We start from the raw sequence: 23,630 nt of genomic DNA, 5'->3' as shown, positions 1-23,630 counted from the left end.
TCGGTGCGCGGATGCGCGTCGAATCCGCGGAATTTTCAGTTCACTCAGGCAATGGGAGGTCGGTAGAGGGCGGAGATAATCTCGCGAGGAAAGGTGCTGTCTATAGTAGCGAGCCAGCGTATACCGGGAATAGGCCACTGCGCATAGTGCCCTGCAGGCAGGCACAGGCTGGTGCCGGCATGACAGTGGCAGCAGTGATTGCACTCCTGATCCAGCCCGGCCAGCTCCGCTGCATCACAGGGACTGCCGCTGTCTGAATCACTACAGTCCACCAGCGATTGCGTCACGACCGCGTTTGCAACTGGCTCTGCCAAATCTCCATGGCCCTCATAGCACGCCGTCGCCTGCTGGATCACCAGCAGCGTCAACAGCAGATAGCCAAACAGGGCATTAATGGAGAATGTTGGCATGTGGCAAAAACCGTCATAAAAGAGAGGCTTGATCACAGGCCCCTAGAGCCAGCAAAACTATCAAATAACACCAGAATACTCAAAGCACTGGCAGCCCTCCCAGTCAGGGATTAGCATGACTTCACAGTTTCTGATTTTTTTGCGCTATGACCTTACCGGCAGTCTGGCTTTTACATATCAACGATATTCCCTCGGGCAGTGACGATGCCCGAGCCCTTGAAACTCTGCTGAGCAACGACGAGCGCACGCGGCGGGAACGCTACAGGAGTGAGGAAGCCCGTTATCGCTTCCTGTTGAGTCGCGCACTGATGCGCCGGGTCCTCGGGAGCATCAGTGGGGAGTCGCCAGAGAGCCTTCAGTTTGAAATTGCGGAGTCCGGCAAGCCGCAACTTCTTGATGTGCCCGAACTCCGCTTCAGTCTCAGCCACAGCGGCCAGTGGATTGCGCTCACAGTAAGTTGTGAGGCGGATATCGGTGTGGATATCGAACAACCGGTACGGAAGCGCGACTTCCTGGGTATCGCCAATCACTATTTTCACCCGGACGAACGGTCGCTGCTAGCAGCCTCACCACCTGAACTGTTACCCGTGCACTTTTACCGCCTGTGGACTATGAAAGAAGCGTTCTTCAAAGGTCGCGGTACCGGTATCTCGGAAGGGCTCTCCCGCATTAATCTGGCAGGGTTCCATCTGGGGCAGGGTATCCAGTTCGCCGACGACCTCCCGGGCGCTGCCGAGCCCTGGCAGTTTCACTACGCCATGCTGCCGCTGCCGGACGCAAGCCACCTGCACCTGGCGGTCGCAGGCACTGATGGCGGAATTGGCGAGATCTCTCAGGAGCGTATCCTGCGGGGCCTTCCCGACTGAGTCACCAAGGGCGTCGACTTGCACGCGCGGGTATTCCCACCTAAGATTCCCGTCGGATAAATTTCACTCAACCAGCACAATGACCAACGTCTTCCGCACATACCTGCTGCTCGCACTGCTTGCCCTTGGTGGCGAAGCGCTGGCGCAGCCGTGCCATGAGGACGAACAGGTCGAAATGCCGGTCGCCGAAGTCAGCCACAGTATTTCCTCCCCCAAGCATCACCAGCCCGCGGAAGTTGCTCACTGCAGCAATGGCGCCTGCGAGGATGCCTCTGCCACGGGCGCGCCACACGACTGTGACCAGGCTTGCAGCTGCTGCCCTGGCCACTGTGCCAGCGCCTTGCCTACCACGGCGGCAGACACCGAATTCCTTATCTGCAATCTATCTTCTACTGCCTACCGGCCGCTGGACTCTTCTCCTGCCCCGGAATCCGATATTCGCCCACCCATTCCTGCCTGACACAGGACAGGTGCGCCCACCGCTGGCGCATGCTGCCTCTCTGTTGATTTCCAGACAATCCGATCCCTCGCCGGAAATCCGGTTACCGATCGCATTCCAACTTTTTTGAGAGACCAGTACCGTGAAAATGATTACCGCATTACTGCTGGGCGCAGCCCTGCTCAGTGCCGGTTGCGACCGCGCGCAACAGACCCAGAACGCCGCATCAAACCCGGCAGCCGAAGCAACTTCTACTCAACCGTCCATCGCGCTGACCACGTACAAATCCGCCACCTGTGGCTGCTGCAAACTGTGGGTGGATCACGCCAACGAGCAGGGCTTTGCGGTGGACGCAAAGGATGTGGATGACCTGAACGGAGTGAAGAAGCGCTTCGATATCGCCCCGGAATTCCAGTCCTGCCACACCAGTGTTTCCGACAATAACTATGTTTTTGAGGGGCACGTACCGGCCAAATTTATCCGCCAATTTCTGCAGAACCCACCGGCCAACGCCCGTGGCCTCGCGGTTCCGGCCATGCCGCTTGGCAGCCCGGGCATGGAAGTGGGCGACCGCTTCACCCCCTATGACGTAGTGCTGCTGCATAAGGACGGCGGGCACAGTGTCTACGCCCGTATCGAAAACGCCGAGCAACAGTTCTGAGTCGCGCAATGAAGCATTTTTTTGATCCGTCCGTCACCACGCTGCCGATCTCCCGGCGGCGTTTTGTCACCGGTATGGCCGTCGGTGCCGCGCTTGCGGGACTGCCCGCGAGCCGCGAGTCCGCGGCACAGACGGCCAATCCTCTACCTCAGGTTTTGCAAGGCAATCGCTTTGATCTGCAGGTGAACTATCTGCCGGTCAATTTCACCGGCCGCGAGCGCACCGCAGTCGCGGTCAATGGCGGAGTGCCGGCACCGGTACTGCGCTGGAAGGAAGGGGACACCGTCACCATCAATGTCACCAACCGCCTCGCCCACGACACCTCCATCCACTGGCACGGACTGATCCTGCCGAGCAATATGGACGGCGTACCCGGGCTCAGCTTTGACGGCATTCGCCCCGGGGAAACCTTCACCTACCAGTTCCCGATTACCCAGTCTGGCACCTACTGGTATCACAGCCACTCGGATTTTCAGGAGCAACAGGGCCACTACGGCGCCATCGTGATCGACCCCGCCGAAGCGGACCCGGTCGCCTATGATCGCGATCACGTGATCCTGCTGACCGACTGGAGCGATGACTCCCCCCATGACATCTACGCCAAACTGAAAAAAGAAGGCCACTACTACAACCGCCGCCGTCGCACCGCCGGCGACCTGTGGGAGGAGATTCGCCACAAAGGCGTGGCCCAGACCTGGCGGGACCGCAAGATGTGGAACGAGATGCGCATGTCCGACCGCGACATCTCCGACGTCACCGGTTACACCTACACCTATCTGATGAACGGGCAGACGCCGGACGCCAACTTTATGGCGCAGTTCAAGCGGGGGGAAAAGGTTCGCCTGCGCTTTATCAATGGCTCCGCCATGTCGATTTTCGATATCCGCATTCCGGGGCTGAAAATGACCGTGGTGGCGAGCGACGGACAGAACATCGAACCGGTGAGCGTGGACGAATTCCGCATCGGCGTGGCGGAAACCTATGACGTGGTGGTGGAGCCCGCAGACGATCGCGCCTACACCCTGTTCGCCCAGACCATCGACCGCAGCGGCTATGCACGCGGCACCCTAACGCCGCATCCGGAGTTGCGCGCCGAAGTACCGTACATGGACTACGCCCCGGTGCTGACCCATCGAGATATGGGCATGGATCATTCCGGCCATGATATGGGCGGTATGAGTGGCATGGACCACAGCGGCCACGACATGGGCAGCATGAACGGCATGGATCACTCTGGCCACGATATGAGCGCCATGGATCACAGCCAGCACATGGGCCAGCACGCCGGCCACCAGATGCCGGGAAAAACCAGCGGCCTCGGCCGTTCCGGCTTCGGCAGCAACGCGCCGGTGCGACACCACGCCAGCGAGTACGGCCCCGGTGTCGATATGCGCGCGGATATGCCGGCGAATGGCTTGGGCGACCCGGGTATCGGCCTGCGCGATCACCAGAGCCGCTACGGCCGCCGCGTGCTCACCTACGCGGATATCCGCAACCTCACCCCCACCATCGACCGGCGCGAGCCGCAGCGGGAAATCCAGCTGCATCTCACCGGTAATATGGAGCGCTATATGTGGTCCATGGACGGGGTCAAGTTCGCCAATGCCGAACCGTTGATTCTGAAGTACGGCGAGCGCCTGCGAATCACCCTGGTGAACGACACCATGATGACCCACCCCATTCACCTGCACGGCATGTGGAGTGAACTGGAAACCGGTGACCCGGAGTATATTCCGCGCAAGCACACGGTACTCGTGCAACCCGGTTCCACCATCAACTACCTGGTAACCGCGGACGCCTACGGTCGCTGGGCCTACCACTGCCATCTGCTGTATCACATGCCGGGGATGTTCCGCGAAGTGAGGGTGGTTTAACGATGAGGTCAATGAAAAACTTTTTGTTGGTGGCTGCGATCGCTCCCGCCTGCGCCCTCGCTGATCAAGACGAACATCAGCATCACCACATGCAACACGATCATCACGACCGTTCGCCGGCACCAGCCGTATCGAACCTGGAACATGCGCCGAACCAGCCGGATCACGTAATGGATCACGAGGTGTTGCTGACCAAGGTCACCATCGACCAGCTGGAAGCGCGCGAGCACGATGGCAGCGCACTGGAAGGCAGCCTGTGGTTTGGCGGCGACTTCAATAAACTGTGGCTGAAAACTGAGGTTGAACGGGAAGAAGGGGAGACAGAGAAGGCCGAGTTACAAGCACTGTACAGCCGCGCCATCGCCCCCTACTGGGATCTGCAGCTGGGTGCGCGCCACGACTTCGAGCTGGAAACCGACAGCCGCAACTGGGGCGTTATTGCCCTGAATGGCTTGGCGCCCTACTTTTTCGAAGTGGACACTTCACTGTTTATCGGTGAAGACGGTGAAAGCGCGTTTCGCGTAGAGGCGGAGTACGAACTGCTGCTTACCCAGCAGTGGATCCTGAGCCCGGAAATCGAAGTGAATTTCTTCGGCCAGAATTCTCCCGAACAGCACACCGGCTCCGGCCTTTCCGATATCGAAGCCGGCCTGCGCTTGCGCTACGAATTCACCCCGCAGTTCGCGCCCTATATCGGCGTGAACTACGAAAAGAAATTCGGCAATACCGCAGACTTCGCACGGCAGGAGGGGGAATCGGTCAGTGAAACCCTATGGGTGATCGGACTACATGCCTGGTTCTGATCCGTTTTCAGGTGGCATCGGGGAGGACTCTGGTGCCATAACTTCCTGCCACCAGTAATCCATCACCTGAGGATTCTTGATCGCAACCGGCGCACCAATTACCGGAGTAATCATCCGCACGCTCTTCTCCCAGGCCGCGGCCGCGGCGCGCTCCATCGGCTCGAACCAGTCGTGCAGGGCCAGGTCGAAGGTGCTGTTGTGGATGGGAATCATCGCCCGGCCACGCAGGTCCTGATGGGCCTGCACACTCTGCTCCGGCAGCATATGGATCTTGCTCCACAAGTCGTTGTAGGCGCCGGTTTCGATCAGGGTCAGATCAAATGGCCCCAGCCGTTCGCCGATTTCTCGAAACCCGTCAAAGTAACCACTGTCGCCACTGAAGAAAATATTGGTATCCCGCCCGGCGATCGCCCAACCGGCCCAGAGGGTTTCATCCCGGTCCCCCAGACTGCGCCCGGAAAAATGCTGGGCCGGGGTAGCGGTAAATCTCAGTGTGCCGACGGTGTGTGATTGCCACCAGTCGAGCTCGACAATTTTGCCATCAGCAATTCCCCAGCGGCGCAGGTGATCGCCCACTTTCAACGGCACCAGGTACTGACCGACTTTTTCATCCAACGCCAGAATGCTGGCCTTGTCCAGGTGGTCGTAATGATCATGACTGATCACCACCGCCGCGATCTGCGGTAGCGACGACAGTTCAAACGGCAGCGGGTGAAAACGCCTGGGGCCCGCCCACTGCATCGGCGATGCGCGCTCACTGAATACGGGATCGGCAAGCACCGTTTCACCGTCCATACGGATCAACACACTGGAATGCCCCAATCGATAAACCTTCGCTTCCGATTCCGGCTCGGCCAGTTCCGCCACGGAAATGTCTCGCATGGGGAGCGGCGCAGTGGGTGTGGGCGCTTTGCGTTCCGCGCGCAGATACATCTTGGTGATTTCCCACAGGTTGCTCGCCCCGGCACTGGCATCCATGCCCGGGCTGTAAAACTTCTGCGGTGCGGAGGAACAGCCTTTGAACAGACTGACAGCCATAACGATTACCCCTGTAATTACCAACCAATGCGCTTTCATGATGAAATGAGGATCAACCCAAAAAGTAAACTATACAGTGTAGTGTAATCCGGAATCGCAAAAAGTAAACTGCCTAGTGTAAAATCCCTCTCAAGCCGAGTTGAGCGATGTGAGACCAGAGGGTCAGATGACCGAGAAGAAACCCACAAGAAGTGAACTGAAGCGCCAGGCAATTCTGCAGGCTGCCAAGCGGGCGTTTCAGGAGCGCGGGGTACACAACACCAGCATGGACGAACTGGCCGCGCTGGCGGAAGTCTCGAAGCGCACCGTGTACAACCACTTCGCCAGCAAAGAAGCGCTGATCATTACGCTGATGGGCGAACTCTGGCAGCAGGCCACCCAGTGTGCCGACGGGGTTTACGAGGCCGATACCGATTTAAAACTGCAACTGTGCAAACTGATCGAGGCTGAAGTAAGGGTAATCTGTAGTCGCGAATATATCGAACTGAACCGCGTCGCCTTCGACCACTTTTTCCATCAGCCGGAAGCGCTGCGCGAGCAGATGGAAAAGTTCTCGGCCATTGAGACGGGTATCATGCGCTGGCTCAAGGCGGCCACTGCCGACGGGCGCCTGCAGAACCTGGACATTGAAATCGGCAGCAAGCAAATTCACAGCCTGATCAAGGGCAGCTGTTTCTGGCCCCAGTTGATGCAGGTCAGCCCACTGCTCACACCACAAGAGCGCGCCGAACTGGCGGAGCGCACGGCGGCGTTATTTCTCAGTCACTACGCCGCCTGATCCCGCGTTTTACTCCGCAACCAACGTGCCGCGATACATCTGCATCTGGCAGTGAAACGGATATTCCCCCGCGTCCGCCGCGGGGATTTTTACTTGGGTGACTTTATCCACCGCCAACTGCGCACTCACTTCAAGGTCGGGAAACAATACCCATTCGGCGCAGGGCGACGTATCCTCCCGCCGGAAATGCAGCAGGGTTTCTTTGCCGGCGGCCACCCGCACCCACTCCGGTTCGTAAACACCGTCCTTGACCAGGATTTCCAGTGTTTCACTGGCTTCAGCCGCCTGCGATTTTTGCTGCTTTGGTGCCAACCAGAACCACCACAGGGTACATGCGATAGCGGCCAGTCCGAGAAAATTAATCAGTACGGATTCCACTAGGCATCACCTCCGTTGGATTTCGCCGAATCCTGGGACGGTCTGAACAACCGCAGCCGATTGGCATTACTCACCACCGTCACCGAGGAAAACGCCATGGCCGCACCGGCAATTACCGGGCTCAGCAGCATGCCGGTGATCGGGTAAAGCACACCGGCAGCGATGGGGATTCCCAGGGTGTTGTAAATAAATGCGCCGAACAGGTTCTGTTTGATATTGCGCAGGGTCGCGCGGGATAACTCCACCGCATCGGCCACTCCATGCAGCGACGAGCGCATCAGGGTGACATCGGCAGATTCAATCGCCACATCGGTACCGGCTCCCATGGCGAAGCCCACATCGGCACGCGCCAGTGCAGGCGCATCGTTGATACCATCGCCGGCCATTCCCACTCTGGCGCCACCCTTTTGCAGATCAGCGACGATTGTTTCCTTGTCTTCGGGCAGCAGATCCGCATGTACATGCTCAATCCCCAGCTGCCTAGCGACCGCTTCTGCCGTTGCCTTGTTGTCACCGGTCAGCATTTCGATACGCAGGCCGAGTTCCTGCAAACGCTTTACTGCCGCTTGCGCATCGTGGCGAACAGGATCGGCCACCGCGATCACACCGGCCATGGCCCCATCCACTGCTGCATACATGGCGGTGCGCCCCTGTGCGGCAAGCGCTTCTGCTTTTTCTGGCCACGGTCCGGTTTCAATGCCCTCGCGCTGTATCAGTTTGCGATTACCCAGCAGAATGGTTTTACCATCGACGTCGCCGCGCACTCCGTGGGCAGTAATCGCTTCAAAATTGTTTACCTCACCCAACGGCAGGTTTTTCGCTTTGGCCGCAGTGACAATCGCTTCCGCCAGCGGATGTTCGGAGTGGCTTTCCAGGTTCGCCAGTCGCTGTAGCAGTTCGTCTTCATCACCTTCACTTTCGATATCCGTCAGTTTCGGTGCGCCTTCGGTAAGGGTGCCAGTCTTATCCACCACCAGGGTGTCCAGGTCCGTTGCCTGCTGCAGCGCCTTGCCATTGCGCACCAGTACGCCGTTTTCCGCGCCCTTGCCCACCCCAACCATCACCGACATGGGCGTGGCGAGGCCCAGCGCACACGGGCAGGCGATAATCAGCACCGAGGTGAGTACCACCAGCATGTGGGCGACCTTGGGGTCGGGGCCAAAGTTGTACCAGATCAGCGCGGCCGCCACTGCGATAACCATGACCGTGGGTACGAAGATCGCGGAGATAGTGTCCGCCAGTCGCGCGATGGGAACCCGCGAACTCTGGGCGTTTTTGACCATCTCAATGATCTGCGACAGACGGGTTTCCGCGCCCACTTTTTCCGCGCTCAATACGAGGCTGCCGTTTTTATTCAGCGTACCGGCGCTGAGCGCATCCCCCGCCGCTTTGCTTACCGGCACCGGTTCGCCGGTAAGCATGGACTCATCCACAAGGCTTTCTCCATCGACCACTCGGCCATCTACTGGAATTTTTTCACCCGGACGCACGCGCAACCGGTCGCCGACCTGGACCTGCGCGATGGGGATATCCACCTCTTTTCCGCTTCGAATCACACGTGCACTGGTGTCCTGCAGCTCCAGGAGCTTTTCCACTGCCGCACTGGTCTTACCGCGAGCGCGCACTTCCAGAGCCTGACCGAGGTTGATCAGACCAATGATCATGGCGCTGGCCTCGAAATAGACATGGCGCGCGGATTCCGGCAGTAATTGCGGCAATAAAACAACCAGCATTGAGAACAGCCAGGCGGTGCCAGTGCCCAGCGCCACCAGCGTATCCATGGTGGCACTGTGATGGAGCAATGCGCGCCATGCCCCGCTAAAGAAGTGCCCGCCGCAGAACATGAGTACCCCAAGGGTCACCAGACCAACGGTCCCCCAGGCGAACTGCTGCACGCTGCTGTGTACGCCCATCTCGCCGGTAATCAGCCCCCAGACCATCAGCGGTACACCCAACCCCAGGGCAATGCCCGCACGCCAGAGTAAATGCCGGTAATGGCGGTGTTCTTCCTCTCGCTGTTGTTCGCGCAGTTCCCGCGCACTCGCCTGTGCCACTTCTGCGCCGTAGCCGGCGGATTCCACCGCTCGGATACAGGCCTGCGCATTCACCGGGCCGTGAACCAGCAGGGTTTTGTCGCCCAGGTTTACCCGCGCCTCTTCGACGCCGGCCACTTCGTTCAGAGCGGACTCAATCTTTTTCACACAGCCCGCACAACTGACCCCTTGCAGGCGAAACGTTTGCGGTGAGGCGGCTCTCTGGCTCATTCAGGTACCCAGGGTGATCGTTTTGTTCATGATAAAATCGGGCTGCCAGGGCATGACGATTCACACCGGCAGCAGACTACCCACCAGCAGCCAGAGCAATGCCAGCATCGCGAGCACCAGCAATACTATCTCGCTGAGTTTATCGGTATTTAATGTGGGGAAACCCCTGGATTTTACCCGCCATACAAACAGAAAAATACTCAGCAGCAGAAAGCTGACGTTCAGGAAAAAGGTGTAGTCCAACTTGAAGTAGTCGCGATCTGTAACGCTTTTACCACTGGCGGCATCAGGCAAAATATCCAGTGCGATAAAGCCGTAGTGCAGCAGCATTGCGGTAGCGACCAGAATACAGAGAAATATCGCCAGAATATAAAGGGCCATTTTCCAGCCGTAGTAGCGAGCCTGAATCCGCAGCACCGGCAACACCACCAGATCGCTGAAGATAAACGCCATGATACCTGCGAATGCAACGCCATTATCAAACAGTACCGCAGCCAGAGGAATGTTTCCCATAGAACCGATAAAGGTAAAAAACGCGGCAATCGGCCCCACCAGACATTGTACGAGTACCTGCCAGAACGCGGGCTCACTGTCCCCAGCGCCGATAAACAACGCCTGAAAAAACGTCTTTGGCACGAAGCTCGCGATAATACCCGCAACAGTGAATCCGATGGTGACGTCTTTCCACACCATCTTCCATTCCATGACAAACCGATTTGCGACCCGTTGCCAGCCTTCCCGGCTGCGGATCAGTCTGCGCCAGTCCGGGATTGCTCCGCTGTCATCGTCACTCTCTTCTGCCTGCCGCGCGGTTTGTCTGGCCGTCTCGATCAGTTTTTTAGGGCGCGTGAGTCGCACAAGTATCCACATCAATAAGATCAGCAGCACCCCACCCACATACTCGCCCACAACAAACTGCCAACCGAGGAAAACCGCGATTACGATCCCCAGCTCCACCACCAGATTGGTGGATGCCAGCAGAAAAGCGAGAGAGGGCACCAGTCCCGCCCCCTTGGCAAACAGTGCGCGGGTGGTGGCCAGTGCGGCGAAGGAGCAGGAACTGGAAATAAAACCGAACAGAGTCGCCAGACCAACACTTTTTGCCCCCGCGCTACCCATGCTCTGCCGCATGCGCTCGCGGGTCACGAACACCTGGATCATGCTGCTGATCAGATATCCCAGCGCGAAGGCCCAGAAGGCCATCCAGAACAGTCCGAGGGTGGTAACGGCGGCCTGGTGCCAGGCTTCCAGAAAAGTGCTCACGATGTGTTCACTCCTGTGTGTGCGACTTCGAAACGTCTGATCTGACAGACAGCATAGCGGCTGTGACATCGCCCCCCGAGGCATTGCATACCGCTATCAACACAATAGAAAAGTAATCAGTTTCTTTATTCTCGCCCCTGCTACTATTTAAAGAAATAATTTACTTATCTTATTCCCATGCCCAAGCTCTCTCCCAAAACCACTCTGTTCGCGGTCCTGCTCGTTACCACAATCGGGACCGCCGGCATTGCACTGCCTTATCCAGTACTCGCGCCACTGTTTCTGGATGGCCCGGAAAACGCACTGACCCGATTTATGGGGCTGCCACCGAAATTGCTGCTGGGGGTTCTTCTGGCACTCTTTCCCCTGGGGCTGCTGCTTGGCAGCAGTGTGATCGGCGCACTGTCCGATCAGTATGGTCGCCGACGCACGCTGGTCATTACTCTGGTGCTGGCCGCAGCAGGCTATGCGCTGTCGGCCCTCGCACTGCGCTGGGAGAATTATGCGCTGTTTGCCGTGGCACGCTTTATCACCGGCCTCTGCGAAGGCAATATCGCCATCGCCCGCGCCATGGCAGCAGACCTCCACCCGGCCATTGACCGTACACGGGCCCTATCACTGGCGATGGCTTGCGCCTACGCCGGATGGTTGCTGGGTCCACTTACCGGGGGGTACCTGGCGGCTGCCGGTCCAGCCACCGTGTTCTGGGCTGGCGCGCTGGCTGTTTTCGCCTGCGCGCTTATCTCACGCCTGCTGATGCCGGCAGACGAGCCCCTGAATACAAACGGCAACACCAGTTTCGTGCAGCTGGTACGCACAAAAAATTCTCTTGCCCTCTGGCGTGAACCCGCAATACGCGCACTGGCCCTGTTCAACCTGTTATTTACTCTTGGGGTGAACGCATTCTACGAGTTTTATCCATTCTGGCTGGTCGAGAAGTTTGCGTTCCCACCCCATCAGATCGCCTGGAACACGGTGGTGGTCACCGGCATGATGATTGCGACCAGCGTAGTGGCCATACCGGCGCTCAAACGGCGTTACGGCACTCAGCGCCTGGTTTTCAGGGGCGCACTTGGGCTCGGGCTGATTCTGGTCTTGCTGCCTCTGGCGAGCGCCCGGGGAAGCGCAGCGCTGTTTGTCCTGATCGGGGTGGGTATCGCAACGGTGAACGGGGTCTTTCCGGCCATGATGTCCGAGCGCTTTGAACACTTCGGACAGGGCCGGGTGATGGGATTGCTCACCGCCAATTTCTGTCTGACAAGCACCATCATTGCACTACTGGGTAGCAGTGTGGCCTTGCTGGGCAGCCACTGGACATTGATACTTGGCGGCCTGCTGTGCATCGCCAGTGCTGCCTGGTTTGCAAGACTCCAGCGCCACAGTGAAACCTGGCCACAGGAGGCGAATGCACAATGAGTATTGAAAAACCTGAAGTGCTCGCCGGCAGCGACTCCCGGGAACAGATTCTCTACCTGCTGAAAACCCGTGGTCCACTCTCCGCCCGCAGCATCGCTGACAGCATGGCAATGACCCCTGTCGGGGCGCGCCAGCATTTGCACGCACTGGCAGAGCAGGGGCTCCTGCGGCGTTTCGATCGTGCGGAAAAAGTCGGCCGCCCGGCCAGCTACTGGGAGCTGACAGAAAAGGCGCAGAACCGGTTTCCCGACCGCCACGGGGACCTCACCGTAAAGCTGATCGAGAATGTACGGGAAGTCTTCGGCGAACAGGGGCTGGATGCCTTGATTGCCCGCCGGGAGAGCGAGTCACTGACGGACTACCGCGCCGCGCTGGGGAGCTGCACAAGCCTTGGTGCCCGGGTACGCAAACTGGCGCAACTACGCGACAGCGAGGGATATATGGCCCAGGCTCTACAAGAGGCGCGTGGTGTCTGGCTGCTGCTGGAGAATCACTGTCCCATCTGCGCCGCGGCCCGCGTGTGTCGCAGCTTTTGCCGATCGGAACTGGCGATTTTCCGCCAGTGTCTGCCTGACGCAGAGGTAGAGCGATGCGACTACCTGCTGGATGGCGCGCGCCGCTGTGCCTACCGCATTTCGGCCAGGTAGGGCTAGCATGCCGCGGCCCTCGGGGATCGACCCGGGGCGCTGAATCGACCTTAGAGTCACAGCTCCCGATCCTAAACCAGAGCCAATTGCTCTCCCGATGCCGCCCTCCCGGGTGGTATCATCGCGCCCATGAAACACCCCCTGCTCCCGGAACGCCCCCTCGTCATCTCTCCCACTCTGGCCACCACGCTCGGTCTGGAGGAGTCCGTATTGCTGGGTGCGCTGGGAGATCTGATACCGTTTCTGCCGGTAGAGTCACACTCGGGCCGTGACTGGTACACCGCTGACGGGACACAGCTGCAACAGTTGCTGCCGTTCTGGGAGCCGGCAGATATTCAACGGGTATCCACCAGCCTGCGCAACCAGGGCGCCCTGCTGCTGGGGGCCGCCCCCTACGGCAGCAGTGCGATGCTCAAGTTTTCGCTGTCCACCACTGCGACGGCCGGCCGACCTGCCGCCGCGCAGCCCCCCGCACCACGTGCAGCGAATACCATTTCGCCCAGCTGGCAGCCGGACGGCGAAACCATGGCGCGCATCGCCCAACTGGGCGTCCCGGAACATTTCGTTCGCGAACAGTTACCGGAGTTTGTCACCTACTGGCGGGATCGCGGGGAGAGCCGTCATTCCTTTGGCTCCCTGTTTCTCAAGCAGGTCAAGAATAAATGGGAATCCTTTCGCGCGACCCAGGGGCGCAAGCAGCCGCTTCCCGATCACTGGCGACCCAGCGAAGAAACTCTGCGCAAGCTTTCTGACGAAGGCGTACCCAGTACCTTTGTGCAGCGCTGTCTGCAGCGCTTTGTGGAGTACCACCGCAACAGTGCCAAACAATCCGTGTCATGGGATCTCGAGTTCAATGACTGGGTGATAGAAGACTGGGAAAAACAGGACACGCCATTTATCGAAAAGCGTAAGCCTGAGCCCATGACCCGGGACTGGCAGCCTAGCGAGAATACCTGGGAACAACTGCGCCGACTGGCCATCAACCCCAACTTTGCCGCAGAATTGCTGCCAGAGTTTATTTATAAATGGCTCGAGCGCGGCGGCCACAGTGCCCGCTGGGGTGAACAGTTTATCGAGTATGCACGCACGGAATGGGCTTACTACTGCCAGGGAATTGAAAAGAACCCGGTAGCCAAGCCCATTTCCCGCAACTGGCAACCCTCCAGTGACTGCCTCGGGCACCTGCTGAATCAGTGCGAAATTGATCGGGACTTTGCGCTTTCGCTGGTTCCGGAGTTCATTCTCTATTGGCGCAGCCAGAATGCCGCCCGCAAAAGCTGGGATGCGGTATTTGTGCGCCATGCGCGGCACAAGTGGGCCGAGCGCAATAAGTTCGCGATAGGACAACAACATGGCAAGCCACAAGAATCCGGGCACTCAGCTAACCAGCGCACAAGGGACACATCAGTCTGGGACATCGTCACAGACACAAACTGGTAACCCGGAGCTGGAAGCGCGCAAGCGCGCCCTGAATGAGGTGTTCGGTCTGCTGAAATTGAGCTTCCATAATCAGTTCAATTCCGCCTTCCCGGATATGCAGACGTTAAATCATGCCAAACGGCTGTGGCTCGAGTCTCTCTCCGGGTTTACTCCTGAGCAACTGGTTGCCGGTGCCAAGCGCGCCATTAAGCAGTCCGAATATCTGCCCACCATCCACAAGATGCTGCAGTTCTGCGCCGAGGGTGAACACGGACTACCCGACCCTCGCGCCGCCTACCGTGAAGCCTGCAACGCTCCCAGCCCCAAAGCAAATCACCGCTGGAGCCACCCGGCGGTTTACCATGCAGGGCGCGCTGCGGACTGGTTCTTTCTGGCAAACAACCCGGAGTCCTCAGCCTATCCGGTGCTTGCCAGTCACTACAAAAAGATCTGTGAGCGCCTGATGGCCGGTGAAAGCTTACCCGCTCCTAAGCAGGTACAGTTGGAGCACCAGGCGGCGAAGCCCCTCTCGAAAGCCGAAAATGCCAAAAAGTTGGCGGAATTGCGCGCGTACCTCAAAATATGATGTGATGTGTGGGGCTGAGGTTTAGCCTCAGGCCCGCTCCCGCGGATGTAGGGGAGCGGCCTATCGACATGATTCACTCGACTCCAGAGCAGGTATCGCCATGGTCAGGCCTCTCCTTCTGCTTGTGGTACCCCTTGCACTGCTGGGCAGCAGCCTCGTCAGTGCGGACTTCTATTCCCATCGCTACGGGGGCATTGCGCTCCAGGCTACCGATCTCAATGACCTGTGCACTGATACCCGCGACTTTGTCGGCCAGCTGAACAGTACGAATCAGGTCGCCACTCTTTCAGGCTGCACCGACGGAGGGGAAGGCGCGAAACTCTACGCCGGGTGGCGCTGGAGCCCCAACTTCGCAGTGGAAGCCGATCTCCGGCAGACCGCCACATCCACTTCGAATTTCGTCGTATCAAACCCGCAGTTTCCTCGCCTCGCCGTCAAGGACCGTCTAACCAGTCGCATGGGCAATGCATTTTTCATCGGGCATTTACCCGTAGGGCGCTCGGGCTTCAGCGTATTTGGTAAGTTGGGCGGCGGCTTCTGGTTTAACGAGCTGCGCTCACTGCAACGGGGCGAAGCTCTGGCGGTATTCCAACTGGAAGACGGCTCACTGCAGCCGGTGGCCATTCCGGTGGAGGGCACCTTTTCAGATACCAGTAGCGGCTTTCACTGGGGTTACGGAGCCGGCGTCAGCTATCAGCTGAAAGACCGCTGGACTATTCGCGCGGAGTGGGAACTCTTCCCCGAAGTCGGGAATGAGGAACTTCGGGGAGACTATCAGGTGGAGTCTGCGTCGCTGGGCTGGAGCATCCATTTTTAGCGCATTTGCCGTGCAAGCCTTCAGTCAAGCCCGTGTGGCCTGATAAAACTTGCGGTATCGCGCCCTTGAGACTGAGTACTGCGACAATCTGAGAAATTGATTTTTCGAGAAATTCTCAAGTTATACACACTCCCGTTACTCACAGAAACACTGGACAGAGCTGGGGATAACTTCGGGATATTTGATCTGAGCGGCGCAGCTGTTGCGCTACAGAAAGCGTTTAAATTTTCGACGGCTGCCGTACCGGGTTTCGCCGAGCAAAAAGAGAGAATTTCCGTTCTGTCAGTTATGGCTTATGCCACGAAGAATCGGTGTCGCACTATTGACAAAATTCCATGACACACTTCTCAAACTCGCTTTATTTTCATTTCCTAATGTAGTTAGATGTAAAAGTGATCAAAACGAACACAATGCTTTCAATAACGATTCCGGGGTAGCATAAAATGTCTCGCTTACTGGCCTGTATTCTCGGATGTACCTTGAGCCTGCCCTCGCTGGCAGCCATCACTGAAACGGAAATTTCGGATGACAGTGCGCAATTCCTCATCGCCGAAGGCAGTAACTCCGTTGAACTCTCTGTTACTTTTAATTCAGTAGAGAACCTGAGCCCAACAAGCTTAGGGGTAGACTCTTATCGTTTTTCCGTGACCGACCCAAACGTGGTCGCCAGGCTGCCCGCTGGCGTCGAGCCCGTTAGCGATTTTCCGGTCATGATCGTGATTGAACCACCTGTCGACGAATCACTTTCCTTTCGCGGCGCCGCAGAAGTAATGGTTTACACCCGCGATATTCACTTTGACAATAATTACCGGGTGTTTAAGTCACACGAAGGTGAGACATTCCACGATCTGACCGCCGAGCATAGTGAAGGCTCGTATCGCGCCCGCCTCAGAACCGGCAACTTCTCTGAATGGATGATCGTCCGTGATAACAGGGACCCCGCGGACGTGATTGCGCTCAAATACCAACGACTGAGCAACGCAATCAGCTCCAGCGGGCTGGGGTGGCTCACCACCAACCGACTGCTGGATCAGCTGAATCTCTCCCGACTGTTCTGGGAACAGGGGAACACCTTGCTCGCCATCGCGACACTGGATGTGGTAATTGGCTTGATCGAAAGCCTGGCAGGCTCGGTAATCGGCAATGTCTGGGAAGCCACATCCCCTCTGACCAATACCGCGGGTGACCTACTTGGCGCCAGTGCAACGCTGCGCTTTAGCCTCTCCCAAGGGTAAAGCTGTGCCGGCTCAGTTCAGTATCTACTATCCTCGCCGTCCGGTGAAAGAAGTCCGCCTCGAGGATAACAGGGTCTACAGACTGGGCCGCGGTACCGACTGTAATTTACAGCTGGACAACCCTTCTGTCTCCCGCCTGCACGCCGAGTTGAAACAGGTTGAAGGTGTTTGGACTCTAAGGGATCTGGCGTCCAAAAACGGAACCAAACTACACGGCAGCAATATCCGTGTTGCCCAGCTCACGGATGATTGCTGGCTGTCCGTCGGCGAGTTACAGGCCCGCTTCCAACTCCTGGGCGAGCACCAGCTTGAGCGTATTCATGGTCAGAACACCCGGCGCTGGCAACACTGCGAGGAAATCGGAAAACGGCTTTCCGATAGCAGCGATCTGGAGCAGATGCTCGCGCGCGTACTCGAGGGCGTGGTGCAGTTGGCGGGTACCGATCGGGCATTCATCTTGCTCAAAGACAATACAGACAACCTGTCTATCAGCGCGATGCACGGTGTAACCCCCGAGGCGTTACAGTGCGCGGACTTTGCCGGCTCTCGCAGTGCGGTGGCGGAGGTGCTGAAATCTGGCCGCCCTCTGGTTACATCCGACAGCCTCGACCATCAGTTCCTCTCCAGTCAGCCAAGTATCCAGCTTAACGCCATACGAGCACTCGCATGTTTGCCACTGGTAATGGATGATAAACAACTCGGCGTTATCTATACGGACAGCCTACTGTTGGGGAAAGGAATTACCGAACTTGATTTAAGTATTCTCGAAGCCATGGCAGATAATGCTTCCATGGCGATTGCCGCGACATTACTTAAAGCGGATCTTGACCAACTAAATCGGTGTACCGCGGACACGCAAATTCCCAGCCTTTCAGCCTGGTAACGAGGATTTCCTCACTAGTGGAAGTAGATTCTGAAATAACAAAAACAATAAACAATCTTTTTCGCCCTTTACAAAAAGGCGAGCGATTGGCAAACCGCTTCGTCATCGAGCAACTGATCGGTCGAGGGGGCTACGGCTCCGTGTATCTTGCAACGGATGAACAGCTCGGTATTCAGGTAGCACTAAAGCTTCTCGATCAGCATAAAGGCGTCAATTTACGCCGAGAAGTGTTACTTGCTCGCAAAATCAGCCACCCCAACGTCGTCCGACTTCACGATATATTTGACTCGGATCATGGCCAGTTCTACACAATGGACTATATCCCGGGTGAAAGTCTGGCAACCAGGCTTGACCGGGAAACACGACTTGCGCCACAGGCGGTAATCTCGCTCGCGCAGTCTCTGCTCGAAGCGCTGGATCAAGCACACCAGAACAAGGTGGTACATCTAGACCTTAAGCCCGAAAACATTTTATTACGGCCGGACGGACAGGCATTTATCACCGATTTTGGTGTTGCTCGCGCTCTTGGTGAAAAGCCCGACGCACCATCGGGGACACCGGATTATGTATCCCCCGAACAAATACAGCAGAAGCCGGTGGATGGCCGTAGCGACCTTTATAGCCTCGGGGTCATCCTGTACGAAGCCGCCACCGGTTCCCTGCCGTTTGAAGGCACTGACCGCCGCGCGCGCATGATTGCTCGGCTGAATATCCGCCCGCGAGCACCCCACGAGCAATGCATAGACGTACCCAAGCATCTCAGCCAGTTTATTCTTCAGTTACTCCATCAACGCCCGAGTCGACGACCTGTGAGTGCGCGTATTGCACTCACCCGGATGACCCAACCTCGCCCTCTGAGGCAGTGGTTGTGGGCAGTCCCGGCCATTGCATTCATCGCGGCGTTACTGTGGACAACACTTGAACCTCCGGCGCCGACAGAAACCCAGACACTACCGACCTTATTAGTGCTACCGGCTGAATACACGCCGCCGGTGCCCGCCTGGCTCTCCCGCACGGCTGCGGAACAATTACACAGCCAGCTCGCGCTTTCCCCAAACCTCAGGTTGGTCGAGCAGCAGCCCGTGCTGAACTACATCAACCAGGTCAGCTGGCCGATGCCTCTTTCAACCAGTCAACAAGAGGAATTACTACAGGCTTTTGGCGCTATGTGGGTGGTGACATCTGAAATCCGCCCGATGGGCGATCAGTGGAGCCTAACCGTCCGTTATGGCCCACCGGGCCAGAAAACCTCCCGCTCCATCCAGCGACTGACCGAACCGGGACATGCACTTGCCGCACTGGAGCAGGCCGGTAGTGCTTTACTTGCGCAGCTGGACCAGCGCGCTCCCAGAGTGATAGCGATTCCCGATGCGTTCCGGGCAGAAGTCGTACAGGTGCGGCGTCACCTCGATATGGGGGAGTTCGAGCGGGCGGCGGAATTGTCACAGCCGCTGGCGGAAGTTTGGCGCAGCCCATTGAGCCTGTATCTGAATTTCAGGGCACAGGAAGGGCTTGGCGATCTTTCAGAAGCAAAAAAATCTATCAACGAGGCCGCGTCGCTGATCAATAACCCCAGCTCAACCCTTGCACTGAAAATCCAGTTCGAGCGCCAGCGATTAGCCGGAAGCAGTGACAAAGCCCTGCGGTCACTGGAAATTCTGAAGGAGCGACTGCCCTTTGACAGTCGCCTGGCGCACCTGCACTCTGACTTACTGGCAGATCACAGAGGCCTCGAAGCAGGCATTGAATATTTACGCAGCTGGTTGGAGAGCAGCCCCACAGACGCACGGGGCTGGTACCTGCTGGGAAGACAGTTGATACAAAGCGGCGCTGCGCGGAAAGCCATCGAGGAACCACTTTCCCGCGCGCTGGTACTCTCCCGCAGTCAACGTCAGTTAACCCTGGAAGCGGATACACTCGCCGCAATCGGTGTCGCCCAGGAGCGGCTCGGGGAGCTGAACCATGCCAGCCAATATTATCGGGAAGCACTCGAGAAAAGGCGCTCGCTTGGTGACAAGATTGGACAAGCCGGCTTACTGGCGAATATCTCCTACCTCAATGCGGTCGCGGGCGCTCCGGAAGAAGCACAGCAACAGCTGGACGATGCGCTTTCGCTACTCACATACGAGAGCGCACCGCGACTACAGGCAAGCATTCACAACGACAAAGGCGTATTGCTCGAAGAGTCCGGTAATTACACCGCGGCAAAACAAGAGTACATGAAAGCGTTGACCTTACGTCGTGAGCTGGACGACCCAGGCCTCATAGCGGAAAGCCAGGCAAATATCGGCTACATCGCCATGCTGGCCGGCGACAATGAAAGTGCCAGAGTCTATTTTCAACAGTCTTTGCTGGAACATCAGAATATTGGTGATCGCAGAGGGTTACTGTACGTCAATCAGTACCTCGCGAGTCTCGACACACGTGAAGGGAATTGGCCACAAGCAACCAGAGCCTGGCTTCGAAGCCGCCAGGAAGCAGAGAAGATTGGGGATCTGCAGGCTCAACTTGCCACATTTATCCATCTGGCACAGCTGAGCCTTTGGCGCGGCCAACCTGCCAAAACCGAAGCAGAACTCGTAAGAGCCGCCGCCATTGCCTCCGAGCTTCAGGACTCACGCGCGCAGCAGGAAATCGCGCTGTTACGCGCCGAGCTCTCTCTTCGCTATGGGGGCACACCCAGTTTTGATGCACTACCAGAGCACGCCACCCCCGATCAGGTTGCCCGCCGGCAACTGATTAAAGCCGAATGGCTACTGGAAAATGGCCGAGCGGCGGAAAGTGAGCCAGTCATCCGAGAACTATTAAACCAGCCACTACCCGCATGGGAGTCCAGCTGGCGGCAATACCTCGTCAACAGCCTGCAACTTGAGCGGGAATCCACTAACCCCACCAATCAAATCTGGCGATGGGCCCAGGGTTTGCACCCTGACACGATTCCAGAAGAGTCTTGGTTTGCGATTCGCCAGAGAGCCCGCGAATGCAAGCCCGACACCTGTGAAAAACTGCCCGAGTGGTTTTTACGGACTATAGAACAAGACAGACTGAAAAAGTTTTTGAAACTTCCCTGGGTTCCAGAAGCATGGAGAGCGCTTGATGGATAAGCTAGAGGTAATGGACCGGCTGCAGCGCCTGTCTATCGAACAGGACAAGTTGACACGGAAACTGATTGATGGAGAGCAACGCTTCCGGGCCTTGGCGCGCAGTGTCTGGTCTGTGCAGGAAGAGGAACGCAAACGACTCGCCCGTGAGCTTCACGATGGCATCGGCCAGACACTGACAGCATTGAAACTTCGTCTTGCGACCATGGAGGCTTCTCCTGAAAAAACCGAAGCACTGGAAATAACCGAAATTGCATTGAGTGAAGCCCGCCAGCTTGCCCGCTTGCTACGGCCGGCTGTTCTCGATGATCTGGGGTTGGCCCACGCACTCGAATGGCTGTGTCAGCTTATCCAGGATCAGGCTGAAATCCAGGTATCTCTGCGAATTTCCGGACTGGAAGAGCGGTTACCACCAGATATGGAAACCCTCCTCTTCCGGCTTGCGCAGGAAGCACTGACGAATGCGCAAAAACACAGTAGAGCGAGCATTATCGATATCCGGCTCACCTGCACCGATCAGCGCGTCACCCTGTGTATCGCGGATAATGGTATTGGTTTCGATGTGGATCAGGCCTGTGCATCAGAGCGAGACGGCTTCGGACTGCGCAGCATGCGCGATCGGGTAGAGCTGTTCAGTGGAGACTTTTCGATTAAAAGTTCTCGCAACAGCGGGACGGATATTTTTGTGAATCTTGGGCGGTAGTGGAATTGCTCGATAGCTTTCTAGGCAATAACAGAGTTTCATCGTACTCCAAATTAAAAAGCCCTGACCGCGTGAGCGATCAGGGCTTTTGGAATAGAAGCCTGACAAACGGCAACGCCGTTTGGACTGCCGCAGGCAACCCGAAGGGTGAGGGCCACAGACCCGAGTCACCATGACTTTTCGCCCAGCGAAAAAATAGGTCATCGGCAGGCTTAAAAGAAGAAAGGCCGTACAGTTTCCTGTACGGCCTTTCGGATTTGAAGCCTGACGATGACCTACTCTCACATGGGGAATCCCCACACTACCATCGGCGATGTTGCGTTTCACTTCTGAGTTCGGCAAGGGATCAGGTGGTTCCACAACTCTATTGTCGTCAGGCAAACTGGCTTGGGTTGGCGTGGTCTTATAAGCATTTGGCTCGGCCTGGCCTGTTATCGCTGTTTGCCTCGATCAGCTCTCTGATCGGCGATAACCCCAAATAAGTCGGTAAAACATTCTGTAGTAATACACCGCAAGAACTGTATGTCTCGTCTCGCGCACAATCCGCTGATCTCTCGTTCGATCGATCAGTTATCGTCAGTAACCATCTCTGTTGTATGGTCAAGCCGCACGGGCAATTAGTACTGGTTAGCTCAACGCCTCACAACGCTTCCACACCCAGCCTATCAACGTGGTAGTCTTCCACGGCCCTTCAGGACTCTCAAGGAGTCAGGGAGATCTCATCTTGAAGGAGGCTTCCCGCTTAGATGCTTTCAGCGGTTATCCCGTCCGAACATAGCTACCGGGCAATGCCACTGGCGTGACAACCCGAACACCAGAGGTTCGTTCACTCCGGTCCTCTCGTACTAGGAGCAACTCTTCTCAAATCTCCAACGCCCACGGCAGATAGGGACCGAACTGTCTCACGACGTTCTAAACCCAGCTCGCGTACCACTTTAAATGGCGAACAGCCATACCCTTGGGACCGGCTTCAGCCCCAGGATGTGATGAGCCGACATCGAGGTGCCAAACACCGCCGTCGATGTGAACTCTTGGGCGGTATCAGCCTGTTATCCCCGGAGTACCTTTTATCCGTTGAGCGATGGCCCTTCCATACAGAACCACCGGATCACTATGACCTACTTTCGTACCTGCTCGTCATGTCTGACTCGCAGTCAAGCGCACTTATACCATTATGCTCATTGCATGATTTCCGACCATGCTGAGTGCACCTTCGTACTCCTCCGTTACTCTTTGGGAGGAGACCGCCCCAGTCAAACTACCCACCATACACTGTCCTCGATCCGGATAACGGACCAGAGTTAGAACCTCAAACATACCAGGGTGGTATTTCAAGGATGGCTCCACTGCAACTGGCGTCACAGTTTCAAAGCCTCCCACCTATCCTACACAAGTAGGCTCAAAGTTCAGTGCAAAGCTGTAGTAAAGGTTCACGGGGTCTTTCCGTCTAGCCGCGGGTACACTGCATCTTAACAGCGATTTCAATTTCACTGAGTCTCTGGTGGAGACAGCGTGGCCATCGTTACGCCATTCGTGCAGGTCGGAACTTACCCGACAAGGAATTTCGCTACCTTAGGACCGTTATAGTTACGGCCGCCGTTTACCGGGGCTTCGATCAAGAGCTTCGCATACGCTAACCCCATCAATTAACCTTCCGGCACCGGGCAGGCGTCACACCCTATACGTCCACTTACGTGTTTGCAGAGTGCTATGTTTTTAATAAACAGTCGCAGCCACCTGGTCACTTCGACCGGCCTCAGCTTAGGGAGCAAGTCCCATCACCAAAACCGGCGTACCTTCTCCCGAAGTTACGGTACCATTTTGCCTAGTTCCTTCACCAGAGTTCTCTCAAGCGCCTTGGTATTCTCTACCTGACCACCTGTGTCGGTTTAGAGTACGGTTCGCAATTGCCTGAAGCTTAGAAGTTTTTCCTGGAAGCATGGCATCAACCACTTCACTTACCGAAGTAAGCTTCGTCGTCAGCTCTCGGCCTTAGGGACCCGGATTTGCCTAAGTCCCCAGCCTACTACCTTAAACACGGACAACCAA

20 protein-coding genes and 2 rRNA genes (1 of these 22 running past the window's edge) are annotated in these 23,630 nt (G+C 57.1%); 14 read left to right on the top strand and 8 right to left on the bottom strand.

Going from position 1 to position 23,630, the window contains the following annotated elements:
* Positions 1–44 precede the first annotated feature (44 nt).
* A complete protein-coding gene (locus LRR79_RS05255) occupies positions 45–410 on the bottom strand; it encodes a hypothetical protein (RefSeq protein WP_231759354.1) in 366 nt (121 codons plus the stop codon).
* A gap of 146 nt (positions 411–556) precedes the next feature.
* Between LRR79_RS05255 and LRR79_RS05250 the strand changes: the two genes are divergently transcribed.
* Positions 557–1,276, top strand: coding sequence for a 4'-phosphopantetheinyl transferase family protein (locus LRR79_RS05250; RefSeq protein ID WP_231759353.1), 720 nt, complete (start codon positions 557–559; stop codon positions 1,274–1,276).
* 67 nt (positions 1,277–1,343) lie between these two features.
* On the opposite strand, the gene LRR79_RS05245 is transcribed toward LRR79_RS05250, so the two are convergent.
* Positions 1,344–1,604, bottom strand: coding sequence for a hypothetical protein (locus LRR79_RS05245; RefSeq protein WP_231759352.1), 261 nt, complete (start codon positions 1,602–1,604; stop codon positions 1,344–1,346).
* 259 nt (positions 1,605–1,863) lie between these two features.
* Here LRR79_RS05245 and LRR79_RS05240 point away from each other — a divergent pair, with 259 nt between their 5' ends.
* Genes LRR79_RS05240 through LRR79_RS05230 form a run of 3 tightly spaced genes read left to right on the top strand, consistent with a single transcriptional unit; the run spans position 1,864 to position 5,053 of the window.
* Positions 1,864–2,376 carry a DUF411 domain-containing protein gene (locus LRR79_RS05240; RefSeq protein WP_231759979.1) on the top strand — a complete coding sequence of 171 codons (513 nt, stop codon included), beginning with the start codon at positions 1,864–1,866 and terminating at the stop codon, positions 2,374–2,376.
* A gap of 8 nt (positions 2,377–2,384) precedes the next feature.
* Positions 2,385–4,250 carry a copper resistance system multicopper oxidase gene (locus LRR79_RS05235; protein WP_231759351.1) on the top strand — a complete coding sequence of 622 codons (1,866 nt, stop codon included), beginning with the start codon at positions 2,385–2,387 and terminating at the stop codon, positions 4,248–4,250.
* Between the two features lie 11 nt (positions 4,251–4,261).
* Positions 4,262–5,053, top strand: coding sequence for a copper resistance protein B (locus LRR79_RS05230; RefSeq protein WP_231759350.1), 792 nt, complete (start codon positions 4,262–4,264; stop codon positions 5,051–5,053).
* Here the strand turns inward: LRR79_RS05230 and LRR79_RS05225 are convergent.
* A complete protein-coding gene (locus LRR79_RS05225; RefSeq protein WP_231759349.1) occupies positions 5,036–6,091 on the bottom strand; it encodes an MBL fold metallo-hydrolase in 1,056 nt (351 codons plus the stop codon). The two genes, LRR79_RS05230 and LRR79_RS05225, sit on opposite strands and share 18 nt — an antisense overlap.
* A gap of 166 nt (positions 6,092–6,257) precedes the next feature.
* On the opposite strand from LRR79_RS05225, the gene LRR79_RS05220 reads away from it, so the two are divergent.
* Positions 6,258–6,869 carry a TetR/AcrR family transcriptional regulator gene (locus tag LRR79_RS05220; RefSeq protein ID WP_231759348.1) on the top strand — a complete coding sequence of 204 codons (612 nt, stop codon included), beginning with the start codon at positions 6,258–6,260 and terminating at the stop codon, positions 6,867–6,869.
* Positions 6,870–6,878: 9 nt separating this feature from the next.
* Here the strand turns inward: LRR79_RS05220 and LRR79_RS05215 are convergent, their stop codons facing one another.
* The 3 genes from LRR79_RS05215 to LRR79_RS05205 are packed head-to-tail and all read right to left on the bottom strand — an operon-like array spanning position 6,879 to position 10,774.
* On the bottom strand, positions 6,879–7,247 hold the full coding sequence (locus tag LRR79_RS05215) for a cupredoxin domain-containing protein (protein ID WP_231759347.1): 369 nt from the start codon (positions 7,245–7,247) through the stop codon (positions 6,879–6,881).
* Positions 7,247–9,511 carry a heavy metal translocating P-type ATPase gene (locus tag LRR79_RS05210; protein ID WP_231759346.1) on the bottom strand — a complete coding sequence of 755 codons (2,265 nt, stop codon included), beginning with the start codon at positions 9,509–9,511 and terminating at the stop codon, positions 7,247–7,249. The genes LRR79_RS05215 and LRR79_RS05210 overlap by 1 nt, the downstream gene beginning before the upstream one ends.
* A gap of 60 nt (positions 9,512–9,571) precedes the next feature.
* A complete protein-coding gene (locus tag LRR79_RS05205) occupies positions 9,572–10,774 on the bottom strand; it encodes a permease (RefSeq protein WP_231759345.1) in 1,203 nt (400 codons plus the stop codon).
* Between the two features lie 177 nt (positions 10,775–10,951).
* Between LRR79_RS05205 and LRR79_RS05200 the strand changes: the two genes are divergently transcribed.
* The 9 genes from LRR79_RS05200 (at position 10,952) to LRR79_RS05160 (ending at position 21,581) form a co-directional block, all read left to right on the top strand.
* The gene (locus tag LRR79_RS05200) at positions 10,952–12,190 is read left to right on the top strand and encodes an MFS transporter (RefSeq protein WP_231759344.1); all 1,239 of its coding nucleotides are present in this window, start codon (positions 10,952–10,954) and stop codon (positions 12,188–12,190) included.
* Complete coding sequence (locus LRR79_RS05195; RefSeq protein WP_231759343.1) at positions 12,187–12,837, top strand: helix-turn-helix transcriptional regulator; 651 nt, start codon at positions 12,187–12,189, stop codon at positions 12,835–12,837. Before LRR79_RS05200 ends, LRR79_RS05195 begins: the two co-directional genes overlap by 4 nt.
* A gap of 129 nt (positions 12,838–12,966) precedes the next feature.
* Positions 12,967–14,277: a DnaT-like ssDNA-binding domain-containing protein gene (locus LRR79_RS05190; RefSeq protein WP_231759342.1), complete on the top strand. Its 1,311-nt coding sequence runs from the start codon at positions 12,967–12,969 to the stop codon at positions 14,275–14,277.
* A complete protein-coding gene (locus tag LRR79_RS05185; protein ID WP_231759341.1) occupies positions 14,189–14,842 on the top strand; it encodes a replication protein P in 654 nt (217 codons plus the stop codon). Before LRR79_RS05190 ends, LRR79_RS05185 begins: the two co-directional genes overlap by 89 nt.
* 100 nt (positions 14,843–14,942) lie before the next feature.
* Positions 14,943–15,659 (top strand): outer membrane beta-barrel protein, encoded by a 717-nt coding sequence (locus LRR79_RS05180; protein ID WP_231759340.1) that lies wholly within the window; start codon positions 14,943–14,945, stop codon positions 15,657–15,659.
* 479 nt (positions 15,660–16,138) lie between these two features.
* Positions 16,139–16,894 (top strand): DUF6689 family protein, encoded by a 756-nt coding sequence (locus LRR79_RS05175; RefSeq protein ID WP_231759339.1) that lies wholly within the window; start codon positions 16,139–16,141, stop codon positions 16,892–16,894.
* A 4-nt stretch (positions 16,895–16,898) separates the two neighbouring features.
* A complete protein-coding gene (locus tag LRR79_RS05170) occupies positions 16,899–17,777 on the top strand; it encodes a GAF domain-containing protein (RefSeq protein WP_231759338.1) in 879 nt (292 codons plus the stop codon).
* 17 nt (positions 17,778–17,794) lie between these two features.
* On the top strand, positions 17,795–20,881 hold the full coding sequence (locus LRR79_RS05165; RefSeq protein ID WP_231759337.1) for a serine/threonine-protein kinase: 3,087 nt from the start codon (positions 17,795–17,797) through the stop codon (positions 20,879–20,881).
* On the top strand, positions 20,874–21,581 hold the full coding sequence (locus tag LRR79_RS05160; protein WP_231759336.1) for a sensor histidine kinase: 708 nt from the start codon (positions 20,874–20,876) through the stop codon (positions 21,579–21,581). Before LRR79_RS05165 ends, LRR79_RS05160 begins: the two co-directional genes overlap by 8 nt.
* A 262-nt stretch (positions 21,582–21,843) precedes the next feature.
* Here the strand turns inward: LRR79_RS05160 and rrf are convergent.
* Both rrf and LRR79_RS05150 read right to left on the bottom strand, forming a co-directional pair.
* Positions 21,844–21,959: ribosomal RNA gene (gene rrf / locus LRR79_RS05155) — 5S ribosomal RNA — on the bottom strand.
* 218 nt (positions 21,960–22,177) lie between these two features.
* Positions 22,178–23,630, bottom strand: a 23S ribosomal RNA gene (locus LRR79_RS05150) (it continues 1,429 nt past the right edge of the window).

Origin of the sequence: Microbulbifer elongatus (assembly GCF_021165935.1) — a bacterium.
Lineage (GTDB): Bacteria > Pseudomonadota > Gammaproteobacteria > Pseudomonadales > Cellvibrionaceae > Microbulbifer > Microbulbifer elongatus.
This window is presented reverse-complemented; position numbering and strand designations above follow the sequence as displayed.